The following is a 16,043-nucleotide window of genomic DNA, read 5'->3' as shown; positions in this document are numbered from 1 at the left end:
GGGTTCTTGCTATGGAGCCCATGCCGAACCTGGCGTCACGATGTCAGCCGGTGGTATCGAATGCAACCGGCGCCCATTCCTTATTTTTCGTCCTGTTTTTTTGTTGTGGATCACCCGTCATGGCCACCGATTTTTCCAGCTACCTGCCGTACTGCGGCGCGCCCGCCATCCCGGTGACGCTGTGGTCCAGCTGGAACCTGGACCCCTGGCTGATTGCCGGCTTTGCCATCGCGGCCGCGGCGTACTGGCGTGGCGGCGCAGCCGGGCGCGGGGCCGTATCCAGCCGCGAGCAGGCCTATTTCTACGCAGGCTGGGCAGTCGCCTTGCTGACCTTGATCTCACCGTTATGCGCGCTGTCGGTGGCGCTGTTCTCGGCCCGCGTCGCGCAGCACATGTTGCTGGTGCTGGTGGCGGCGCCGTTGATGGTCCTGGGACGCGGGCAGGTCATGCTGCAGCTGCCGCGCTGGGCGCACCCGCCCGTCGCCGCCAAACGGGTGGTCGGCAGCGGTCGCCTGGCCTGTGCCGTCTTTGCGATGGCGCTGTGGTTCTGGCACGCGCCGGGGCCTTACTCCCAGACCTTCGACAGCACGCTGACGTATTGGGCGATGCACGCCAGCCTGTTCGCCGCCGCCGTCATGCTGTGGCGGGCCATGCTGCCGCGCCACGCCAGGTCGGTGGGCGCCGCGCTGATGGTAGCCCTGGTGACCGCGGTGCAGATGGGTCTGCTGGGCGCCTTGCTGACCTTCGCCCGCCGTCCGCTGTATGTGGAGCATTGGAACACCGCCATGGCCTGGGGCCTGTCGTCGCTGGACGACCAGCAACTGGGCGGGCTGATCATGTGGGTGCCGGGCGGCACCGTGTTCATCGGCGTGGCCGTGATCGCGATCGCCGCAGTGTGGCGCACCCTGGGCGCATCGGAAGCCACCGGCTTTCGCGCGGTGCGCTGAGCGTGCCGGCCAGGCAGCCCGGCTAAGCGGCCAGGCTCAAAGGCAGGGCGGCAGCAGCACCACCGCAAAGCCGGTCCATACCGTGGCCAGCAGCGCCACCCAGGACAGCACCTGGCCTACCCCGGTAAAGAATGCGGCGTCTTCGGGCGCCGTTTCCAATTCCCCGTCAGGCATGGGCGCCTTGCCCTGATGTTCGCGCAGCAGCCGGCCGCCCAGCCAGGCCAGGTGCGCTGTCCAGATGACGATCAGCATTGCCGTCACCCCGTTGATCCCCAGCACGCGGCTGGCGTCCAGACCGGCACTGCAGCCGCCGGCCTGCGCGCCATAGAGCATGGCGAAACAACTTGCCCAGACGATCAGGCCGCCGCACAGGCGCCACAGGCCGCGCGACTTCAGGCGGGACGACATGGCGCTGCTCATGCCAGTGCCCCGGGCAACAGATACAGGGCGGCCAGAATGACGCCGCCGGTACTGGCCGTATAAGTCCACCACAGATTGACCAGGTCCACGTCCAGCCGTCTGAGCGCCGAGACATAGCCACGCAGGCAGCGCAGGGCGGCAAAGAGGGCCCACACGGTGCCCATGCCCGCATGCAGCAGCCCATAGGCGGCAAGCGCCGAGGTGGTCGATGCGTAGGCGTGACTGGTCGCCGGCGGCAAGGCATTCAACAGGATGTCGGCAAACGCCAGGGTGGCGGCTACACCGGCAATCGCCGCGCACCCCAGCCAGGTCGCCACGCGCGACGCGGGCAACCGCTGGTTGGCGTGCCGCGCATGCCGGGTCGCCAGGGTGGCGACCAGCAAGCCGGCCACGGCAACCGCCGGGGTAAAGGCGTCCCCCGCGATCAGGCTGGGCGGCGGCCAGTTCGGAGCGATGGTCCACAGATACACATAGCCGAACACCAGCGACGCAAAACAGGCGCCATTGGCGATCAGGGCATAGACCAGCCCGTACCAGCCTGGCGCGTTGTCGGTCGCGGCATGGGGCATCAGCATCAGGCCGTGGCCCGCATCCACCGGCTGCGGGTCGGACCGCAAGCCGTTATGCCAGCCCCAGCCCAGGAAGATAGCCAGCAACAGCACGCCCGCAAACGGCAACGCCAGGTACACCTTGAAGAGGATCGCCAGGAACACGCCGCCCGTGGCGATGGCCGCCGCCAGGGGCCATTTGCTCGGGCCCGGCAGGAAGACGATGCTCTGCGGCCGCCCGGTCAGGGGTTCGATGCCTATCGTTTCGCGTCGGCCGTCGGTGGGCTGCGGCAGGTAGCCTTCGCCTGCGGCCAGGCGCGCGCCCAGGGTGGGGTCCTGCCAAAGGGGATCCGGACCGTCCACTTTCGGGATCGATGCGATGTTGTAGGTGGGGGAGGGCGTGGGCATCGCCCATTCCAACGTGCCCGCGCCCCAGGGATTGCGGGTGGCCGCCCGGCCGATCCGTGCATGCAGCAGCACGTCCAGCACGAAGATGCCGAAGCCGATCGCCTGCAGGAATCCGCCGATCGACGACAGCAGATTGAGCCAGTCCCATCCGGCGTCGGCCTGGTAGGTGTACACACGGCGCGGCATGCCGAGCAGCCCCGTCAGGTGCATGAAAAAGAAGGTCAGGTTGAAGCCGATGAAGATCAGCCAGAACGCCCACTTGCCCAGGTGTTCCGACGGCATGCGCCCGGTCACGTGCGGCATCCAGTAGTAGGTGGCCGCCAGCAGGGGAAAGACCATGCCACCCACCAGCACATAGTGCAGATGCGCCACCACGAAGTGGGTGTCGTGGGCCTGCCAGTTGAAGGGCACCAGCGCCAGCATGACCCCGGTCAGGCCACCCGCAACAAAGACCGCCAGAAAGCCGAACAGGTACAGCATGGGCAGCCGCATGACCGGCTTGCCTGCCCACAAGGTCGCGATCCAGGCAAAGAACTGCACGGCGGTCGGCAACGCGACCAGCATGCTGGCCGCCGAAAAGAACACTGCCGCCAGGTGCGCAATGCCCACCGTGAACATGTGATGGACCCAGAGCCCGAAGCTGATGAACCCCATGGCGACAATGCTGGCCACGATCCACGGATAGGCAACAGCGCGGCGCTGCGCAAAGGTCGGGATCATGGTCGACACCATGCCGGCCGCGGGCAGGAAAATGATATAGACCTCTGGATGACCAAACATCCAGAAGAGGTGCTGCCACAGCAGCGGGTCACCGCCGCGCGCCACGTCAAAGAACGGCCAGTTCAATGCGCGTTCCAGTTCAAGCAGGATGCTGCCAAGGATCAATGGCGGAAAGCCCACCAGGATCATCCCGCCCGTCACCAGCATGTACCAGGCAAACAGCGGCATCTGCCGCAGGCTCATGCCAGGCGCCCTCAGCCGCAGAATGGTCGCCACCAGTTCCACCGCGCCGCACACCGCGGAAATTTCTGAAAAGGTCACGCCGATCAGCCACAGATCCGCATTGATGCCGGGGCTGTAGGGCTGGCTGGACAAAGGCGTGTACATGAACCAGCCCGTGTTCGGCGCCACGCCGGACACCAGGCCCGCGATCAGGATCAGGCCGCCAAACAGGTAGCACCAATAGGCAAAGGCGCCCAGCCGCGGATAGGCCAGATCGCGCGATCCCAGCATTTTGGGCAGCAGGTAGATCGCGAATCCTTCCAGCATCGGAATCGCAAACAGGAACATCATCACCGTGCCGTGCATGGTGAAAATCTGGTTGTAGGTCTCGCTGTCCAGGAAGTCGTTCCCAGGCGTGGCCAGCTGCGCGCGGATCAACATGGCCAGCACGCCGCCGATCAGGAAAAAGACCAGCGCCGTGCCAATGAAGCGCAGGCCCACCGTGGTGTGGTTGACCGAAAAAATGCTGCGCCAGCCGCGCGGGGCGCGCCAGACGGCATCGAAGGCATGGTGCCGGGCGACGGGGCTCAGGTCAGTCATCGCGCGGCTCCGCCGGACCGGGTGAATTCGGAAGCATCATGGGCGTGGACTTCGAAAGGCATGAGGGCGTGGCCAACGCCGCAGAACTCGGCGCAGACGCCGCGATAGATGCCAGGGGCGTCGGCCTGCAGACGCATGACGTTGGACCGCCCGGGAATGGCGTCCATCTTCCCACCCAGCCGCGGGATCCAGAAACTATGGATCACATCGCGCGACGTAATGTGGAAATCGACGGGCTCGCCGGCCGGAATGTGGATGATGGTCTGGGTCATATCGGCGCCGCGCGACCCGGTCCACTGGCGTTCCGGATACCGCGCTTCCCATGCCCATTGCCGCGCCTCGATCTCCACCCGCATGGCGGCGGTGGACGGCACGGGCAGCATGCGCGGGCCTGCCGTCAATCCATAGATCAATAACGATGCGATCACGACGCCGGGCACGGCCAGGCCGCCGATGATCAACCACTGGCGGGTGGATACGCGTGCACGGGTGCGGGGCGACGCCACCATCGCCAGCACGCCGATCAGCAGCATCGCGACCAGCACCAGCATGGCGCCGCTGAACATCACCCACCACACTCGGGCCACCGACGTGCTTACCGGGCCGCCCGGATCGAGGGCCGACAGGGGGCCTGATGTACAGCCTGACAGGGCGGCAAGCCATGCCGCAACGATCGGCGCCCGGGTCAGCAGCCGCGCCGGACGGCGTACAGTCATGGCTGGGGTATCGCCTTTCGCGGCCCGCTTGCGGCATGGATCTTGCAATCGGGCGGAATCACTTTCAGGACTTGGCATGGAAAAATTCGGACTCCCGCTCCCCATCGACACGCCCACGCGCGTTGCCGTCGCCGAACATCCTATCCACCCGATGCTGGTGCCGTTCCCGATCGCGTTCTTCATGGGCGGTCTGGCGGCCGACGGCGCGTTCATTTTTTTCGGCGACCCGTTCTGGGCGCGCGGCGCGTTGTGGCTAATCGGCGGGGGCGCGGTCATGGGCATCCTGGCGGGCATCGCCGGCACGATCGAATTGCTGTCAGTGCCGGGCATCCGCCATCGCGCGGCCAGCTGGAACCACTTCGTGGTGGCCGTGCTGCTGCTCGCGGTCGGGTCGATCAACTGGTATCTGCGGATCGGCGATGCCGAAGCCGCCGTGGTTCCGTACGGCGTGTTCCTGTCCTGCATGAGCGCGCTGCTGGTGGCGGTGGCAGGCTGGATGGGCGGCAAGCTGGTGTTCGAACACCAGATCGGCGTCGGCAACGACGATACCGACGATTGATGGCGGGCGGCGGCCATCAGGGGGCCGCCGCAAAAAACAGCGTGGGCTTGCCCAACACCATCCACAACACCAACGGCACCAATATCGACGGCACGGCCAGCAAGGCGGCCGACCCGCTGCGGGAATGGGCAGTGCGCTCGCGTCCCAACTTGGCCACCAGGCCACCGCAGTACAGGTGGAAGAAAACCATCAGGCACACGAACAGCAGCTTCCACATCAGCCATTCGCCGCTGGCCTGTCGATAATGCACCAGCGCCGTGCCGGAAATGATGGCGATCACGGCGGCAGGCGACACGACGAACGCGAACGTAAACCGGGTCAGCATGCGAAGGCGGTGGAAGCTCGCCCGGTCGGACGCACGCGGATGAAGCATGAACAGGCCAGGCAGATAGAACAATCCGCCGCACCATATGATGAGCGCCGCAATGTGCAGCGCCTTGATTCCGACCATAAGCATCCCATATGACAGCGGTCGCCCCGCGCGACGCTGTCTTTGTCTGTGTGGGTTCAAAGGGGCGGCTCAGCAAGATGCATTCCTGCCGGGGCCGTGTGGATGCCCGGTGCGGCACCTGTGGCGATAAGGCGGTGCCGCATGGCTTAAAATGCCCGCATCTGCTTCCGGGCACCTTCCAAAAATTCTACCGAGGACGTCGTACATGCCCGATTTTGATTTCGACCTGATCACCATTGGTGCAGGTTCGGGTGGCGTGGCCAGCTCGCGCCGCGCCGCGTCCTACGGCGCGCGGGTGGCCATCTGCGAAGACAGCCGCATTGGCGGCACCTGCGTGATCCGCGGCTGCGTACCCAAGAAGCTGTTGATGTACGGCTCGCAATTTTCCGAAGCCTTTGACGATGCCGAAGGGTTTGGCTGGACGATCGAGCCGCCCAGCTTCGACTGGCCCACGCTGATCGCCGCCAAGGATCGCGAGATCGATCGCCTGGAAGGCATCTATCGCAAGCTGCTGGCCAATTCGGGCGTGACGCTGTTCGAAGGCCGCGGCACCGTAATCGACCCGCACACGGTCGAGATCGCCGGCAAGCGCTACACCACGGAACGCATCCTGATCGCCACCGGGGCGCGTCCCGCCTTGCCGGCGATCCCGGGCGTCGAACTGGCCATCACGTCCAATGAAGCGCTGGATCTGCCCCGTCTGCCCGGCACCATCCTGATCGTGGGCGGCGGCTACATCGGCCTGGAATTCGCAGGCATCTTCAATGGTCTCGGTTCCCAGGTCACCCTCGGCATCCGGCGTGACCTGGTGCTGGCCGGTTTCGACCAGGACATCCGCCTGTCGATCACCAAGGTGCTGCAGGAACGTGGCATTACCATCCAGAGCGGCCACGTGATTTCGGCGCTGCGCAAAGACGGTGATCGTGTCGTGGCGGTGTCCGACACCGGCGTGGAAACGTCGTACGACCTGGTCATGTACGCCACCGGACGCCTGCCCAATTCGCGGAACATGGGCCTCGAAGACGTGGGTGTAGAACTGGATGAATACGGCGCAATCGCCGTGAACAGCTGGTCGCAGACGGCCGTGCCGAGCATTTATGCGGTGGGTGACGTCACCAATCATCTGAACCTGACGCCCTGGGCCATTGCACAGGGCCGCGCGCTGGCCGAAACGCTGTACAACCGCAACCCGATCGAAGCCAGTTCCCACAACGTGCCGGCCGCGGTGTTCAGCCAGCCGCCGGTCGCCACGGTGGGCCTCTCGGAAGAGGATGCGCGCGCGCTGTACGACGTGGTCACGATCTATCGCGCCACCTTCCGCCCCATGAAGAACACGCTGTCGGGCCGCAACGAGCAGACCATGATGAAGCTGGTGGTCGACACGGCCACCGACAAGGTCGTGGGCTGCCACATGGTCGGACCGGATGGTCCGGAGATCATCCAGGGCATTGCGATTGCAATGAAGTGCGGCGCCACCAAACGCCAGTTTGACCAGACACTGGGGCTGCATCCCACCGCGGCCGAAGAGTTCGTGACGATGCGGGACCCGGTGGCCTGATCGCCTGTACCGCTGGTCCCGGGTCGACGGTGGTGGGCAGGGCCGCGAGCCCCGCCCGCCGCGGCGCGGTCAGCCCAGTGCCACGTTCCACGCGTCGTATTCGTAGACCCAGTCGGCATTGCTGCCGGCCTTCAGCCAGTTGTTCCCGCGTGACCCGATCTGGATCTGCGCCGTGCGGTCCAGGCGGGCGGCCTGATAGCGGGCCAGGGCCGCGGGCACGTCTTCGTCTTTCGCGTCAGCCAGGCAGCGCGCCAGCACGATGCCATCTTCGATCGCCATGCCGGCGCCCTGTGCCATGAAAGGCATCATCGGGTGGCAGGCGTCGCCCATCAGGGTCATGTTGCCCTTGGACCAGGTCGGCAGCGGGTCGCGCACATACAGCGCCGACTTGAGCACTTCATCGCAGGCATCCAGCAAGGCGCGCGCTTCCGGATGGAAGTCCGCATACGATGCGCGCAGCTCCGCGACGTCGCCCGGCGTGGTCCACGACTCATGGCGCCAGCTGTCCTGGGGGGTGGTGGCAAAAATGAAAATGTCGCGGCCGCGATTCAGCGGGAAGGTCACGATCTGCGTTTCGGGGTTCGGCCCCCACCACTTGGTGAACGCATTCAGGTTGTTGACGCCCTGCAGGCGTTCGGCGGGCACCACGGCGCGATAGGCGACCACGCCCGTGAACACCGGATGTTCCTGGCCGACAATCGCCGTGCGCACCATCGAATGGATGCCATCGGCGCCCACCAGCACGTCGACGCGTTGCGTGCTGCCATCGGCAAAGGTCATGTCGATGCCATCGGGCGTCTCGACAATGCTTTGCGTGCGTTTGCCCAGGCGCACCTGGTCAGACGGCATGGCTTGTTCCAGCGCGGTCATCAGGTCGGCGCGGTGCATGGTCAGCTGCGGCGCGCCGTAGCGCGTCTGCGCGGCTTCGGCCATTTCGATGCGCGACGTTTCTTCGCCGGTGTCCCACGTGCGGCTGATGCGGTGCGTCGGCCGTGCGGCCGTTTCGCGCAGGGCATCGCCAATGCCCAGCCCATCCAGCGCCAGCACGGCGTTGGGCGTCAGGTTGATGTCCGCGCCGACACGCGCAAATTGCGCGGCCTGCTCGAACACGATGACGTCCTTGCCGAGTTTGCGCAGCGCGATTGCCGCCGCCAAACCGCCGATGCCTGCGCCGCTGATGCCGATGAGAGGGTGTGCCATGGATGCCGTCCTGAAGATTTTTGACCGTTGTTCATAAATGAACGCTGTGTGCAAAAAGTGTAGGAGGGCGCCATGGCCAGGGTCAACGACGTGGGACGATCAGTACCCCGATCAGGCGTCTTCGCGGCGCGGCTGCCGGCGATCAGCGGCGGTAGCCACCCCGGTCATAGCCCCGGTCGTAGGACCCTTGCGAATAATATCCGCCATGGTAGTGCGGGCCGCCTCCGCCGCCACGCGGCACGACGATACACCCCGACAGCGCGACGGCGAGGACGCTGCCACACACGAGACTGGTCAACAGGCGTTTCATGATGCTTTCCTTGGTCAAGGGACTTGGTGTCCCGTGACTGAAAGATAGCGCGCCGCCTGCCTGCAAATATGGAGAAATGCGGCGGCGGTTGTATCAATCGGCGCGGGGTGGCAAGGCGGCGATCTGCCGCGCAACGGCCTCGATGCCCGCATCGCTCAGATCATCGGCCACGACGGTCTGGCGCGTTGCCCACGCGTGGAAGTGCCGCGCCTGCGACCGCTCGTAATGCGGGTCATAGTGCAGCGACATCAACTCCGAAAACAGCGGCGACAGCGCACTGTCGCGCGCCCAGTCCTGCCAGCGCTGCACGGTCTGCCTGCCCTGCAGTTCTTTCAGAAAGCCGATCTTTTGCGCCAAGGCCTCGGCGTCATCACCCAGGTAGGCGTAGTCGCGCAGCAGATAGTCCAGCCGCGCGGCCGGCGTGGCCTGCACTTCGATGCAGGGCGCGGCGCGCATGCGTTCCACCAGGGGCAGGGGCAGCGCCACCTTGCCGATGCGCGGGCTTTCGCCTTCCACATACACGATCCGCGCCAGGTCCAGCCCTTCCAGGACATGGGCCACCTGCGTCTCGAAGGCCTTTTGCGACGGCTGGGGAATGCCGGGCAACGCGCCCAGCAAGGATCCCTTGTGGCGCGCCACATGTTCCAGGTCCAGCACCTGTTCGCCCATCGCGCCCAGGGCCTGCAGCACCCGCGTCTTGGCGCTGCCGGTGGCGCCGCAGATCACCCGCAGCTGCAGCTTCGGGCTGGCCACTTCCAGCTGCTCGATCACATGATGACGAAAACTTTTGTAGCCGCCGGCCAGCTGCTGTGCGTCCCACCCGACCAGCCGCAGCCAGTTCACCATGGACCCGCTGCGCAGACCGCCGCGCCAGCAGTACACCAGCGGCTTCCAGCTGGCCGGCTGGTCGGCCCAGTGTTCGTTCAAGTGCCGCGCCAGATTGGCCGCCACCATCGCGCCGCCCACCCGGCGGGCCTCGAACGCGCCTGTCTGCTTGTAGATCGTGCCGACAATCCGCCGTTCGTCGTCGTCCAGAGACGGGCAGTTGATGGCGCCCGGGATGTGATCCAGCGCGAATTCGGCGGGCGACCTTGCATCGATGACGGTGTCGAAAGCATGGCGCTCGTCCGCCCGGACTGGGCCGCGCTTCATGCCGCGGCTCCGGCGTTCGGCGGGGCCAGGCGCGGACTGGCACAATGGAAGACGGCTGAACGCATCGAAGGATTTCCTGAATTCATGACTACTACGGCTCTTACCCAGTTTTCCCATGGCGGCGGCTGCGGCTGCAAGATCGCCCCCGGGTTGTTGTCCGAGATTTTGGCACAGGCGCCGCAAGGGCTTGTTCCGCCCGAGCTGCTGGTCGGTACCGAGACCAGCGACGACGCGGCCGTCTACCGGCTCAATGCCGAGCAGGCCCTGGTCGCGACCACCGACTTCTTCACGCCGATCGTTGACGATGCCTACGACTTTGGCCGCATCGCGGCGGCCAATGCGCTGTCCGACATTTACGCCATGGGCGGCACGCCCATCATGGCGCTAGCGCTGGTCGGCATGCCCATCGCCAAGCTGCCTCCCGACGTGATCGGTCGCGTGCTCGAAGGCGGCGCCAGCATCTGCCGCGAAGCCGGCATCCCCATCGCGGGCGGCCACAGCATCGACGTGCTCGAACCCATCTATGGCCTGGTTGCCATGGGCCTGGTGCATCCCGACAAGGTCCGGCGGAACAAGGACGCGCGCCCCGGCGATGTGCTCGTGCTGGGCAAGCCATTGGGCGTGGGCATCCTCTCGGCCGCGCTGAAAAAGGGCGTGCTGGGCGATGCCGGCTATGCCGAAATGATTCGCCACACCACGCAGCTCAACAAGGTCGGCATTGCGCTGGCCAGCCTGGAAGGCGTGCATGCCATGACCGACGTCACCGGCTTCGGACTGGCCGGACACACCCTGGAACTGTGCCGCGGCGCCGGCCTGACCGCCACGTTGTGCCTGGCCGATCTGCCGCTGATCGACACCGCCGTCGGCTTCGCCCGGCAGGGCATCGTGACGGGCGCTTCTAGCCGCAACTGGAGCAGCTATGGGGGCGACATTGCCTGGCCTTCCCAGGCGGATGCATGGCAGCAGGCGCTGGTGTCCGACCCGCAGACCAGCGGCGGCCTGCTGGTCAGCTGCCGCGCCGATGCGGTCGACAGTGTGCTGACGACTTTCCGCGACGCCGGGTTTGCGCAGGCGGCGGTGGTCGGCACGGTCGGCACCGCGGCCGACGATCAGGTGGCAGGCACGCTCAGATTCGTGGCCTGATCCACAACCCTGGGTTATCGGGGTCGATAACCCAGGGCGGACGCCGAGTCCGCCCCGTCGCATTTTTCGCGACTCTCACCGTTTCTCACACTCCGCGCATCCCCGGGCCGCGCCAAGCGTTGCCCGGGCAGGTATGCTGCTCAGCAGTTAGCTGCGGGCGGGGGGTTTTTGCGTCATCGACTTTCCGGCTCCGGTCCATAACCCCTTCGGGCGCAAGCCCACAACCGGCACTAGGAATTCGTCGATGCCCACCGCTGCCTGGATCGCTCTTGCGATCGTCGTCGTGATCGTTGTGTATGGCGTCACGCTCTACAACAAGCTGGTCCGGCATCGCAATCTGGTGCAGGAAGGCTACAGCGGTATCGACGTTCAACTGACCCGCCGGTCCGACCTCATCCCCAATCTGCTCGAAACCGTGAAGGGTTACGCGGCGCATGAAAAAGCGCTGTTTGCCGACATTGCCGAGCGCCGCGCATCCAGCATCAACGCGGGCAGCATTGCCGACAAGGCTGTCGCCGACAAGGCGCTGACCGGCGCCTTGGGCCGGCTCTTTGCGGTGGCCGAAGCCTATCCCGACCTCAAGGCCGACGCCAACTTCCGCGCGCTGCAGGCCGACCTGTCCGGGATCGAAGACCAGCTGCAGATGGCCCGCCGCTACTACAACGGCACCGCGCGCGACTACAACATCGTGGTCGAATCGTTTCCGAACGTGCTGGTCGCCGGCAGCTTCGGCTTCAGGAAAGAACCGTTCTTTGAACTGGCCGATCCCGCCAGCGCTGCCGTCCCGAAAGTCGCGTTTTGACCGCGATGACCGCCTCCCTGCCTGGCGCCAGGACTGGTGCCATGACGCGCGCCGCGCCGACGTTCGCGTGGCGCCTTCTGCAAGGGACGACCCTGCGGGCGGTTGCCATCGGCATCACGGCCTGCGCCGCGGCGTTGCTGTCCGCTTCCGCCCTGGCCGAAGAACGCATCCTCGACTTCTTCAGCGACGTGCGCATCGAACGCAGCGGCGATCTGCTTGTGACCGAGCACATCACGCTCAACGCCGAAGGCAACGCAATCAAGCGCGGCATTCTGCGCGACTTTCCGACCACCTACACGGCCGCCAACGGCACCCGCGTCAAGATCGGGCTGACCGTCGAAGGCATCGCACGCGACGGCGCCCCCGAACCGTACGCGCTCGAAACCCTGACCAATGGCGTGCGCATGCGGATCGGCAATGCCGACACGCTGCTCGATGAAGGCAGACACGTTTACGCCATCACCTATCGCACCACGCGTCAGCTGGGCTTCTTTCCTGAATTTGACGAGCTGTACTGGAACGTGACGGGCAACGGCTGGACCTTTCCGATCGACCGCGCGCGGGCGCGCATCACGTTGCCCGAGCCCGCCAGCTTCATGCAGCATGCCGTCTATACCGGTCCGCAGTTTTCCAAGGACCAGAACGCCCAGATGACCCGGCAGGCGCCGGGCGTCATCGAATTCCAGACCACGCAGCCCTTGGGCGTCGAGGAAGGGCTGACGGTCGCCGCGGCCTTTCCAAAGGGCATCGTCGCGCCCCCGCCTGCATGGCGGCAGTGGCTGTATCGACTGCAAGACAATCTGCCGCTGTTCGTGTCGGTGATCGGGTTTCTGCTCATGGCCGCCTATTACGTCGGGGCGTGGCGGCGCACGCAGCGGCGCGACCGCGCCACCCTGGTGCCGCGCTACGACCCCCCTGACGCCTTGTCCGCACCTGCTGTCCGCTACATCGCCAAGCAGCGTTTCGACGACACGACCTATGTGGTCGGCATGCTGCAACTGATCGGCATGCGCGCCATGCGTCTGACGCGCAAGGAACTTGGCACCGAATTCGAGCGCCTTGACACCGCCCCCGGCGCCGTCAAAGTCAGCGACAAATGGCTGTCCCTGATCCTGCGCCGCCTGTTCGGCAAGGATCGCAGCTTCATCCGCGAAACTGTGTTGCGCAATCCGTTTGAAAGCGCGCAGTCCGGCCTGGAAGACGGCCTGGCGAAAGCCTATGACGACACCATGTTCAAGTCGAACCGTCCCATGGCGACACGGGGCGCGCAGCTCTGGGTGCTCTATCTGGCGGCCTGCCTGGCAGCGGCCTGGTGGCAGTTCCCGCCCGCGGCGTTTGCCTTGATGGCCAGCTTGCCGTTCCTGTTGATCTCGATCGCGGTGTGGACGGTCCTGGTCCGCAGCTGGATACGCGGCGGCCGCCCGTCGCTGTTTGCATGGATCGGGTGCACGGTGCTGTTTCTTCCGATGCTGCTCGGCGGCCTGGCAACCCAGCTAACGCTGGCTCAGCCGCAAGGGATCGGCGCGTTGCCCGGCCTGCTGCCGACTCTTTTGTTCCCCGTCGTGATCTGCGCCTACCAGTTCCTGCGCCGCTACACGCCTGAAGGCGATGCCCTCATGGATCAGATCCGCGGCTTCAAGCGCTATCTGACCGTGGCCGAAGGGCCGCGGCTGCAAGCCCTGGTCACGCCGCAGGAAAAGCTGGACGTGTACGAACGCTTCCTGCCGTATGCGGTGGCGCTGGACGTCGGCAAGGCGTGGGCGCGCGGCTTTGAAGGCCTGTTCGCGGGCGTGGCGGGCATGGCCATGCTGCAGTCCATGGAACAGCGGTATGGCGGGCACGACATGATGCGCGACCCGGGCCGCAGCAGCGATTCCTTCGGCGGCACCGTCACCGCCGCGCCGCCGTCGTCGGTGTCGTCATCGTCCAGTTCGCCGGGTAGCAGCGGCAATTGGAGCAGCGGGTCATCGTCCTCGTCGTCCAGCAGCGGATCGTCGGGCGGCGGGTCATCGGGCGGCGGTGGGGGCGGGGGAGGCGGCTCGGGCTGGTAGGATCACGCCGACGACAGGCTGCCCTGCGCCGACCGCGCCCTGAGCGCCAGCACCACCGCAATCCCGGTGGCGGCCACCGCACTGATCACCGCGAACAGATAGATCTGCTGATACCCCCAGCGGCTGGCGACCAGGCCCGCCACCGGGCCGGTCACTCCCAGCGCCAGGTCCAGGAACAACGAATACGCGCCCAGCGCCGATCCGCGGTGATTGGCCGGCACCAGCTTGACGGCTTCAACCGCCAGCGCCGGAAACACCAGCGCAAAACCGAATCCGCTCAAGGCCGCGCCGGCCAGCGCCACCCCGGGCGTCGGCGCCAGCCACAACACCACCAGCCCCACGCATTCGGTCGCCAGCGACGCAATGGCCACCCGGAAGCCGCCATACGTGCCGATGGTGTTGGCCATCAACAGGCGCGCTGCCACGAACGCACCGCCAAACGCCGTCAGCGCATAGGCAGGATTCAGCCAGCCGCGGCTCACGTAATACAGCGCAATGAAACTGGCGATGGCGCCAAAGCCCACCGCACCCAGCGCCAGGCTGGTGGCGTGCGGCGCGACACGGCCCAGCACGGCGCCGAATGACAGCGGCTTGCCGCCCATGACGGGCGTGGCGGGTTTGCGGCGCGCCATCAGGCTGCCTGCCGCGGCCAGGCCCACGGTACAGGCGCCGATCGCGGCCAGTCCGCCCGCATCATTCAGCACGACGCCCAGCGGTGCGCCCAGGGCCAGGCCGCTGAAGGTGGCGATCCCGTTCCAGGAGATGACCCGGCCCGTTTCCGCGCCGCCCACCTGGCCAATGCCCCAGGTAATCGACCCGGTCGCCACCCAGCTTTCCGCAAACCCGATCCCCAGGCGGCCGATCAGCAGCACGATCAGGCTCAGCACCGGCACCATGTCCAGCCAGCCGGCCAACAGGGTCAACGCACCCCCTGCACCCATCACGATCAGCCCCGTCGACACCGTCTGTTTCGGCCCGACCCGATCGGCCATGCGGCCCGCCAGCGGCCGGCTCACCACCGTGGCCACGTACTGCATGCTGATCGCCAGCCCGGCCAGGATCGAGCTGAAGCCCAGGTCGATATGGACGAACCCGGGCAGCACCGCCAGCGGCAGGCCGATCGACAGGTAGCACAGGAAAGAGAAGAAAACGGTCGTCAGGATATGCCGGGTGGCCGCACGGTGGGACAGCGGCGCATCGGTACGGGAAGCAGAGGAAGACATGAAGAAAGGATGAAAGCAGGGGGAGGGCGCACGGCGCAGACGTTGGCGTATCAGCGTCTGCCGCCCGGAGCACAAAGGACTAAGGCTTAGGAATGCGGGTTATCCCCTGAGGCTACGCCACTCATCCGACTGCTGCAATGCCCCCCGGAAAAGACGTATGACCCGTATCGCCGTAAAATCAGGGAAATATTGGAGCGTTCACCCATGGCAATTACGATCAAGACGCCGTTGCAGGTTCAGGCAATGCGCGAGGCCGGCAAGCTTGCCGCCGAGGTATTGGAAATGATCGGGGAGTACGTGCAGCCAGGGGTATCTACCGAAGAGCTCGACCGCCGCTGTTTCGAGCACATCACCAAGGTACAGAAAGCGATTCCGGCCAATGTCGGCTATCACGGCTTTCCCAAGACCCTCTGCACGTCGATCAACGGCGTGGTGTGCCACGGCATTCCCAGCCCGAAAGAAATCCTGAAGGATGGCGACATCGTCAACATCGACGTCACGGTCATCAAAGGCGGCTGGCACGGCGATACCAGCCGCATGTACTTTGCAGGCACCCCGTCCGACGACGCGCGCCGGCTGGTCGACGTCACGCTGGAATCCATGATGCTGGGCATCCAGGCCGTCAAGCCGGGCGCGCAATTGGGCGATGTGGGCGCGGCGATCCAGGTGCATGCCGAAGCCGCCGGCTTTTCGGTGGTCCGCGACTTCTGCGGCCACGGCATCGGCAAGAAGTATCACGAAGACCCGCAGGTCCTGCATTACGGCCGCCCCGGCACGGGCGTGCGCCTTAAAGAAGGCATGGTCTTCACGATCGAACCCATGCTCAACATCGGCAAGCCTGACGTCAAGGTGCTGGGTGACGAATGGACCGTGGTCACGGTGGATGGCTCATTGTCCGCACAATGGGAGCACACGGTGGCGGTCACGTCCACGGGCTTCGACATCCTTACCCCGTGGCCAGGCAAAGTGAATTGATCGCGCGATAACGGCGACTCACGAAACAAGGCCGGCAA

The 16,043-nt window shown here is 65.8% G+C and carries 15 protein-coding genes; 7 read left to right on the top strand and 8 right to left on the bottom strand.

Annotated features, from left to right (window positions below):
- The first annotated feature begins 119 nt into the window (after positions 1-119).
- Positions 120-947 carry a cytochrome c oxidase assembly protein gene (locus tag HD883_RS05970; protein ID WP_179587352.1) on the top strand — a complete coding sequence of 276 codons (828 nt, stop codon included), beginning with the start codon at positions 120-122 and terminating at the stop codon, positions 945-947.
- Positions 948-983: 36 nt separating this feature from the next.
- Here the strand turns inward: HD883_RS05970 and HD883_RS05965 are convergent, their stop codons facing one another.
- Genes HD883_RS05965 through coxB form a run of 3 tightly spaced genes read right to left on the bottom strand, consistent with a single transcriptional unit; the run spans position 984 to position 4,581 of the window.
- Positions 984-1,355 carry a hypothetical protein gene (locus HD883_RS05965; RefSeq protein WP_179587354.1) on the bottom strand — a complete coding sequence of 124 codons (372 nt, stop codon included), beginning with the start codon at positions 1,353-1,355 and terminating at the stop codon, positions 984-986.
- A gap of 8 nt (positions 1,356-1,363) precedes the next feature.
- Positions 1,364-3,865 carry a cytochrome c oxidase subunit I gene (gene ctaD, locus HD883_RS05960; protein WP_179587356.1) on the bottom strand — a complete coding sequence of 834 codons (2,502 nt, stop codon included), beginning with the start codon at positions 3,863-3,865 and terminating at the stop codon, positions 1,364-1,366.
- Complete coding sequence (gene coxB, locus HD883_RS05955; protein ID WP_179587358.1) at positions 3,862-4,581, bottom strand: cytochrome c oxidase subunit II; 720 nt, start codon at positions 4,579-4,581, stop codon at positions 3,862-3,864. The genes ctaD and coxB overlap by 4 nt, the downstream gene beginning before the upstream one ends.
- Before the next feature lie 76 nt (positions 4,582-4,657).
- Between coxB and HD883_RS05950 the strand changes: the two genes are divergently transcribed.
- On the top strand, positions 4,658-5,140 hold the full coding sequence (locus HD883_RS05950) for a DUF2231 domain-containing protein (protein WP_179587360.1): 483 nt from the start codon (positions 4,658-4,660) through the stop codon (positions 5,138-5,140).
- Between the two features lie 16 nt (positions 5,141-5,156).
- On the opposite strand, the gene HD883_RS05945 is transcribed toward HD883_RS05950, so the two are convergent.
- Positions 5,157-5,591, bottom strand: a complete 435-nt coding sequence (locus tag HD883_RS05945; protein WP_179587362.1) for a CopD family protein — start codon at positions 5,589-5,591, stop codon at positions 5,157-5,159.
- Between the two features lie 205 nt (positions 5,592-5,796).
- Between HD883_RS05945 and gor the strand changes: the two genes are divergently transcribed.
- Positions 5,797-7,149, top strand: coding sequence for a glutathione-disulfide reductase (gene gor / locus HD883_RS05940; protein WP_179587365.1), 1,353 nt, complete (start codon positions 5,797-5,799; stop codon positions 7,147-7,149).
- Between the two features lie 69 nt (positions 7,150-7,218).
- On the opposite strand, the gene HD883_RS05935 is transcribed toward gor, so the two are convergent.
- The 3 genes from HD883_RS05935 to mnmH all read right to left on the bottom strand — a co-directional run bounded on the left by HD883_RS05935 (position 7,219) and on the right by mnmH (position 9,811).
- Positions 7,219-8,349, bottom strand: a complete 1,131-nt coding sequence (locus tag HD883_RS05935) for an FAD-dependent monooxygenase (protein ID WP_179587367.1) — start codon at positions 8,347-8,349, stop codon at positions 7,219-7,221.
- 142 nt (positions 8,350-8,491) lie between these two features.
- Positions 8,492-8,659, bottom strand: a complete 168-nt coding sequence (locus HD883_RS05930; protein ID WP_179587369.1) for a hypothetical protein — start codon at positions 8,657-8,659, stop codon at positions 8,492-8,494.
- Between the two features lie 93 nt (positions 8,660-8,752).
- Positions 8,753-9,811 carry a tRNA 2-selenouridine(34) synthase MnmH gene (mnmH, locus tag HD883_RS05925; RefSeq protein ID WP_179587371.1) on the bottom strand — a complete coding sequence of 353 codons (1,059 nt, stop codon included), beginning with the start codon at positions 9,809-9,811 and terminating at the stop codon, positions 8,753-8,755.
- 84 nt (positions 9,812-9,895) lie between these two features.
- Here mnmH and selD point away from each other — a divergent pair, with 84 nt between their 5' ends.
- From selD to HD883_RS05910, 3 genes are all read left to right on the top strand, one after another.
- Positions 9,896-10,954: a selenide, water dikinase SelD gene (selD, locus tag HD883_RS05920; RefSeq protein WP_179587373.1), complete on the top strand. Its 1,059-nt coding sequence runs from the start codon at positions 9,896-9,898 to the stop codon at positions 10,952-10,954.
- 244 nt (positions 10,955-11,198) lie between these two features.
- Entirely contained in the window at positions 11,199-11,756 is a 558-nt protein-coding gene (locus HD883_RS05915) for a LemA family protein (RefSeq protein ID WP_179587375.1), read from the top strand.
- Between the two features lie 41 nt (positions 11,757-11,797).
- Positions 11,798-13,807, top strand: a complete 2,010-nt coding sequence (locus HD883_RS05910) for a DUF2207 domain-containing protein (protein ID WP_179587377.1) — start codon at positions 11,798-11,800, stop codon at positions 13,805-13,807.
- A 2-nt stretch (positions 13,808-13,809) separates the two neighbouring features.
- On the opposite strand, the gene HD883_RS05905 is transcribed toward HD883_RS05910, so the two are convergent.
- Complete coding sequence (locus HD883_RS05905; protein WP_179587379.1) at positions 13,810-15,030, bottom strand: MFS transporter; 1,221 nt, start codon at positions 15,028-15,030, stop codon at positions 13,810-13,812.
- 204 nt (positions 15,031-15,234) lie between these two features.
- On the opposite strand from HD883_RS05905, the gene map reads away from it, so the two are divergent.
- Positions 15,235-16,005: a type I methionyl aminopeptidase gene (gene map, locus HD883_RS05900; RefSeq protein ID WP_179587382.1), complete on the top strand. Its 771-nt coding sequence runs from the start codon at positions 15,235-15,237 to the stop codon at positions 16,003-16,005.
- Positions 16,006-16,043: the final 38 nt, after the last annotated feature.

The sequence above is a fragment of the Pigmentiphaga litoralis genome (assembly GCF_013408655.1).
GTDB lineage: Bacteria > Pseudomonadota > Gammaproteobacteria > Burkholderiales > Burkholderiaceae_B > Pigmentiphaga > Pigmentiphaga litoralis_A.
This window is presented reverse-complemented; position numbering and strand designations above follow the sequence as displayed.

What these genes read in the sequence shown, in the direction of transcription:
- HD883_RS05965 (WP_179587354.1), bottom strand. Translation starts at nt 1,355, where the DNA reads ATGTCGTCCCGCCTGAAGTCGCGCGGCCTGTGGCGCCTGTGCGGCGGC.
- selD (WP_179587373.1), top strand. Translation starts at nt 9,896, where the DNA reads ATGACTACTACGGCTCTTACCCAGTTTTCCCATGGCGGCGGCTGCGGC.
- ctaD (WP_179587356.1), bottom strand. Translation starts at nt 3,865, where the DNA reads ATGACTGACCTGAGCCCCGTCGCCCGGCACCATGCCTTCGATGCCGTC.
- HD883_RS05910 (WP_179587377.1), top strand. Translation starts at nt 11,798, where the DNA reads ATGACGCGCGCCGCGCCGACGTTCGCGTGGCGCCTTCTGCAAGGGACG.
- coxB (WP_179587358.1), bottom strand. Translation starts at nt 4,581, where the DNA reads ATGACTGTACGCCGTCCGGCGCGGCTGCTGACCCGGGCGCCGATCGTT.
- HD883_RS05930 (WP_179587369.1), bottom strand. Translation starts at nt 8,659, where the DNA reads ATGAAACGCCTGTTGACCAGTCTCGTGTGTGGCAGCGTCCTCGCCGTC.
- gor (WP_179587365.1), top strand. Translation starts at nt 5,797, where the DNA reads ATGCCCGATTTTGATTTCGACCTGATCACCATTGGTGCAGGTTCGGGT.
- HD883_RS05905 (WP_179587379.1), bottom strand. Translation starts at nt 15,030, where the DNA reads ATGTCTTCCTCTGCTTCCCGTACCGATGCGCCGCTGTCCCACCGTGCG.
- mnmH (WP_179587371.1), bottom strand. Translation starts at nt 9,811, where the DNA reads ATGAAGCGCGGCCCAGTCCGGGCGGACGAGCGCCATGCTTTCGACACC.
- HD883_RS05935 (WP_179587367.1), bottom strand. Translation starts at nt 8,349, where the DNA reads ATGGCACACCCTCTCATCGGCATCAGCGGCGCAGGCATCGGCGGTTTG.
- HD883_RS05915 (WP_179587375.1), top strand. Translation starts at nt 11,199, where the DNA reads ATGCCCACCGCTGCCTGGATCGCTCTTGCGATCGTCGTCGTGATCGTT.
- map (WP_179587382.1), top strand. Translation starts at nt 15,235, where the DNA reads ATGGCAATTACGATCAAGACGCCGTTGCAGGTTCAGGCAATGCGCGAG.
- HD883_RS05945 (WP_179587362.1), bottom strand. Translation starts at nt 5,591, where the DNA reads ATGGTCGGAATCAAGGCGCTGCACATTGCGGCGCTCATCATATGGTGC.
- HD883_RS05970 (WP_179587352.1), top strand. Translation starts at nt 120, where the DNA reads ATGGCCACCGATTTTTCCAGCTACCTGCCGTACTGCGGCGCGCCCGCC.
- HD883_RS05950 (WP_179587360.1), top strand. Translation starts at nt 4,658, where the DNA reads ATGGAAAAATTCGGACTCCCGCTCCCCATCGACACGCCCACGCGCGTT.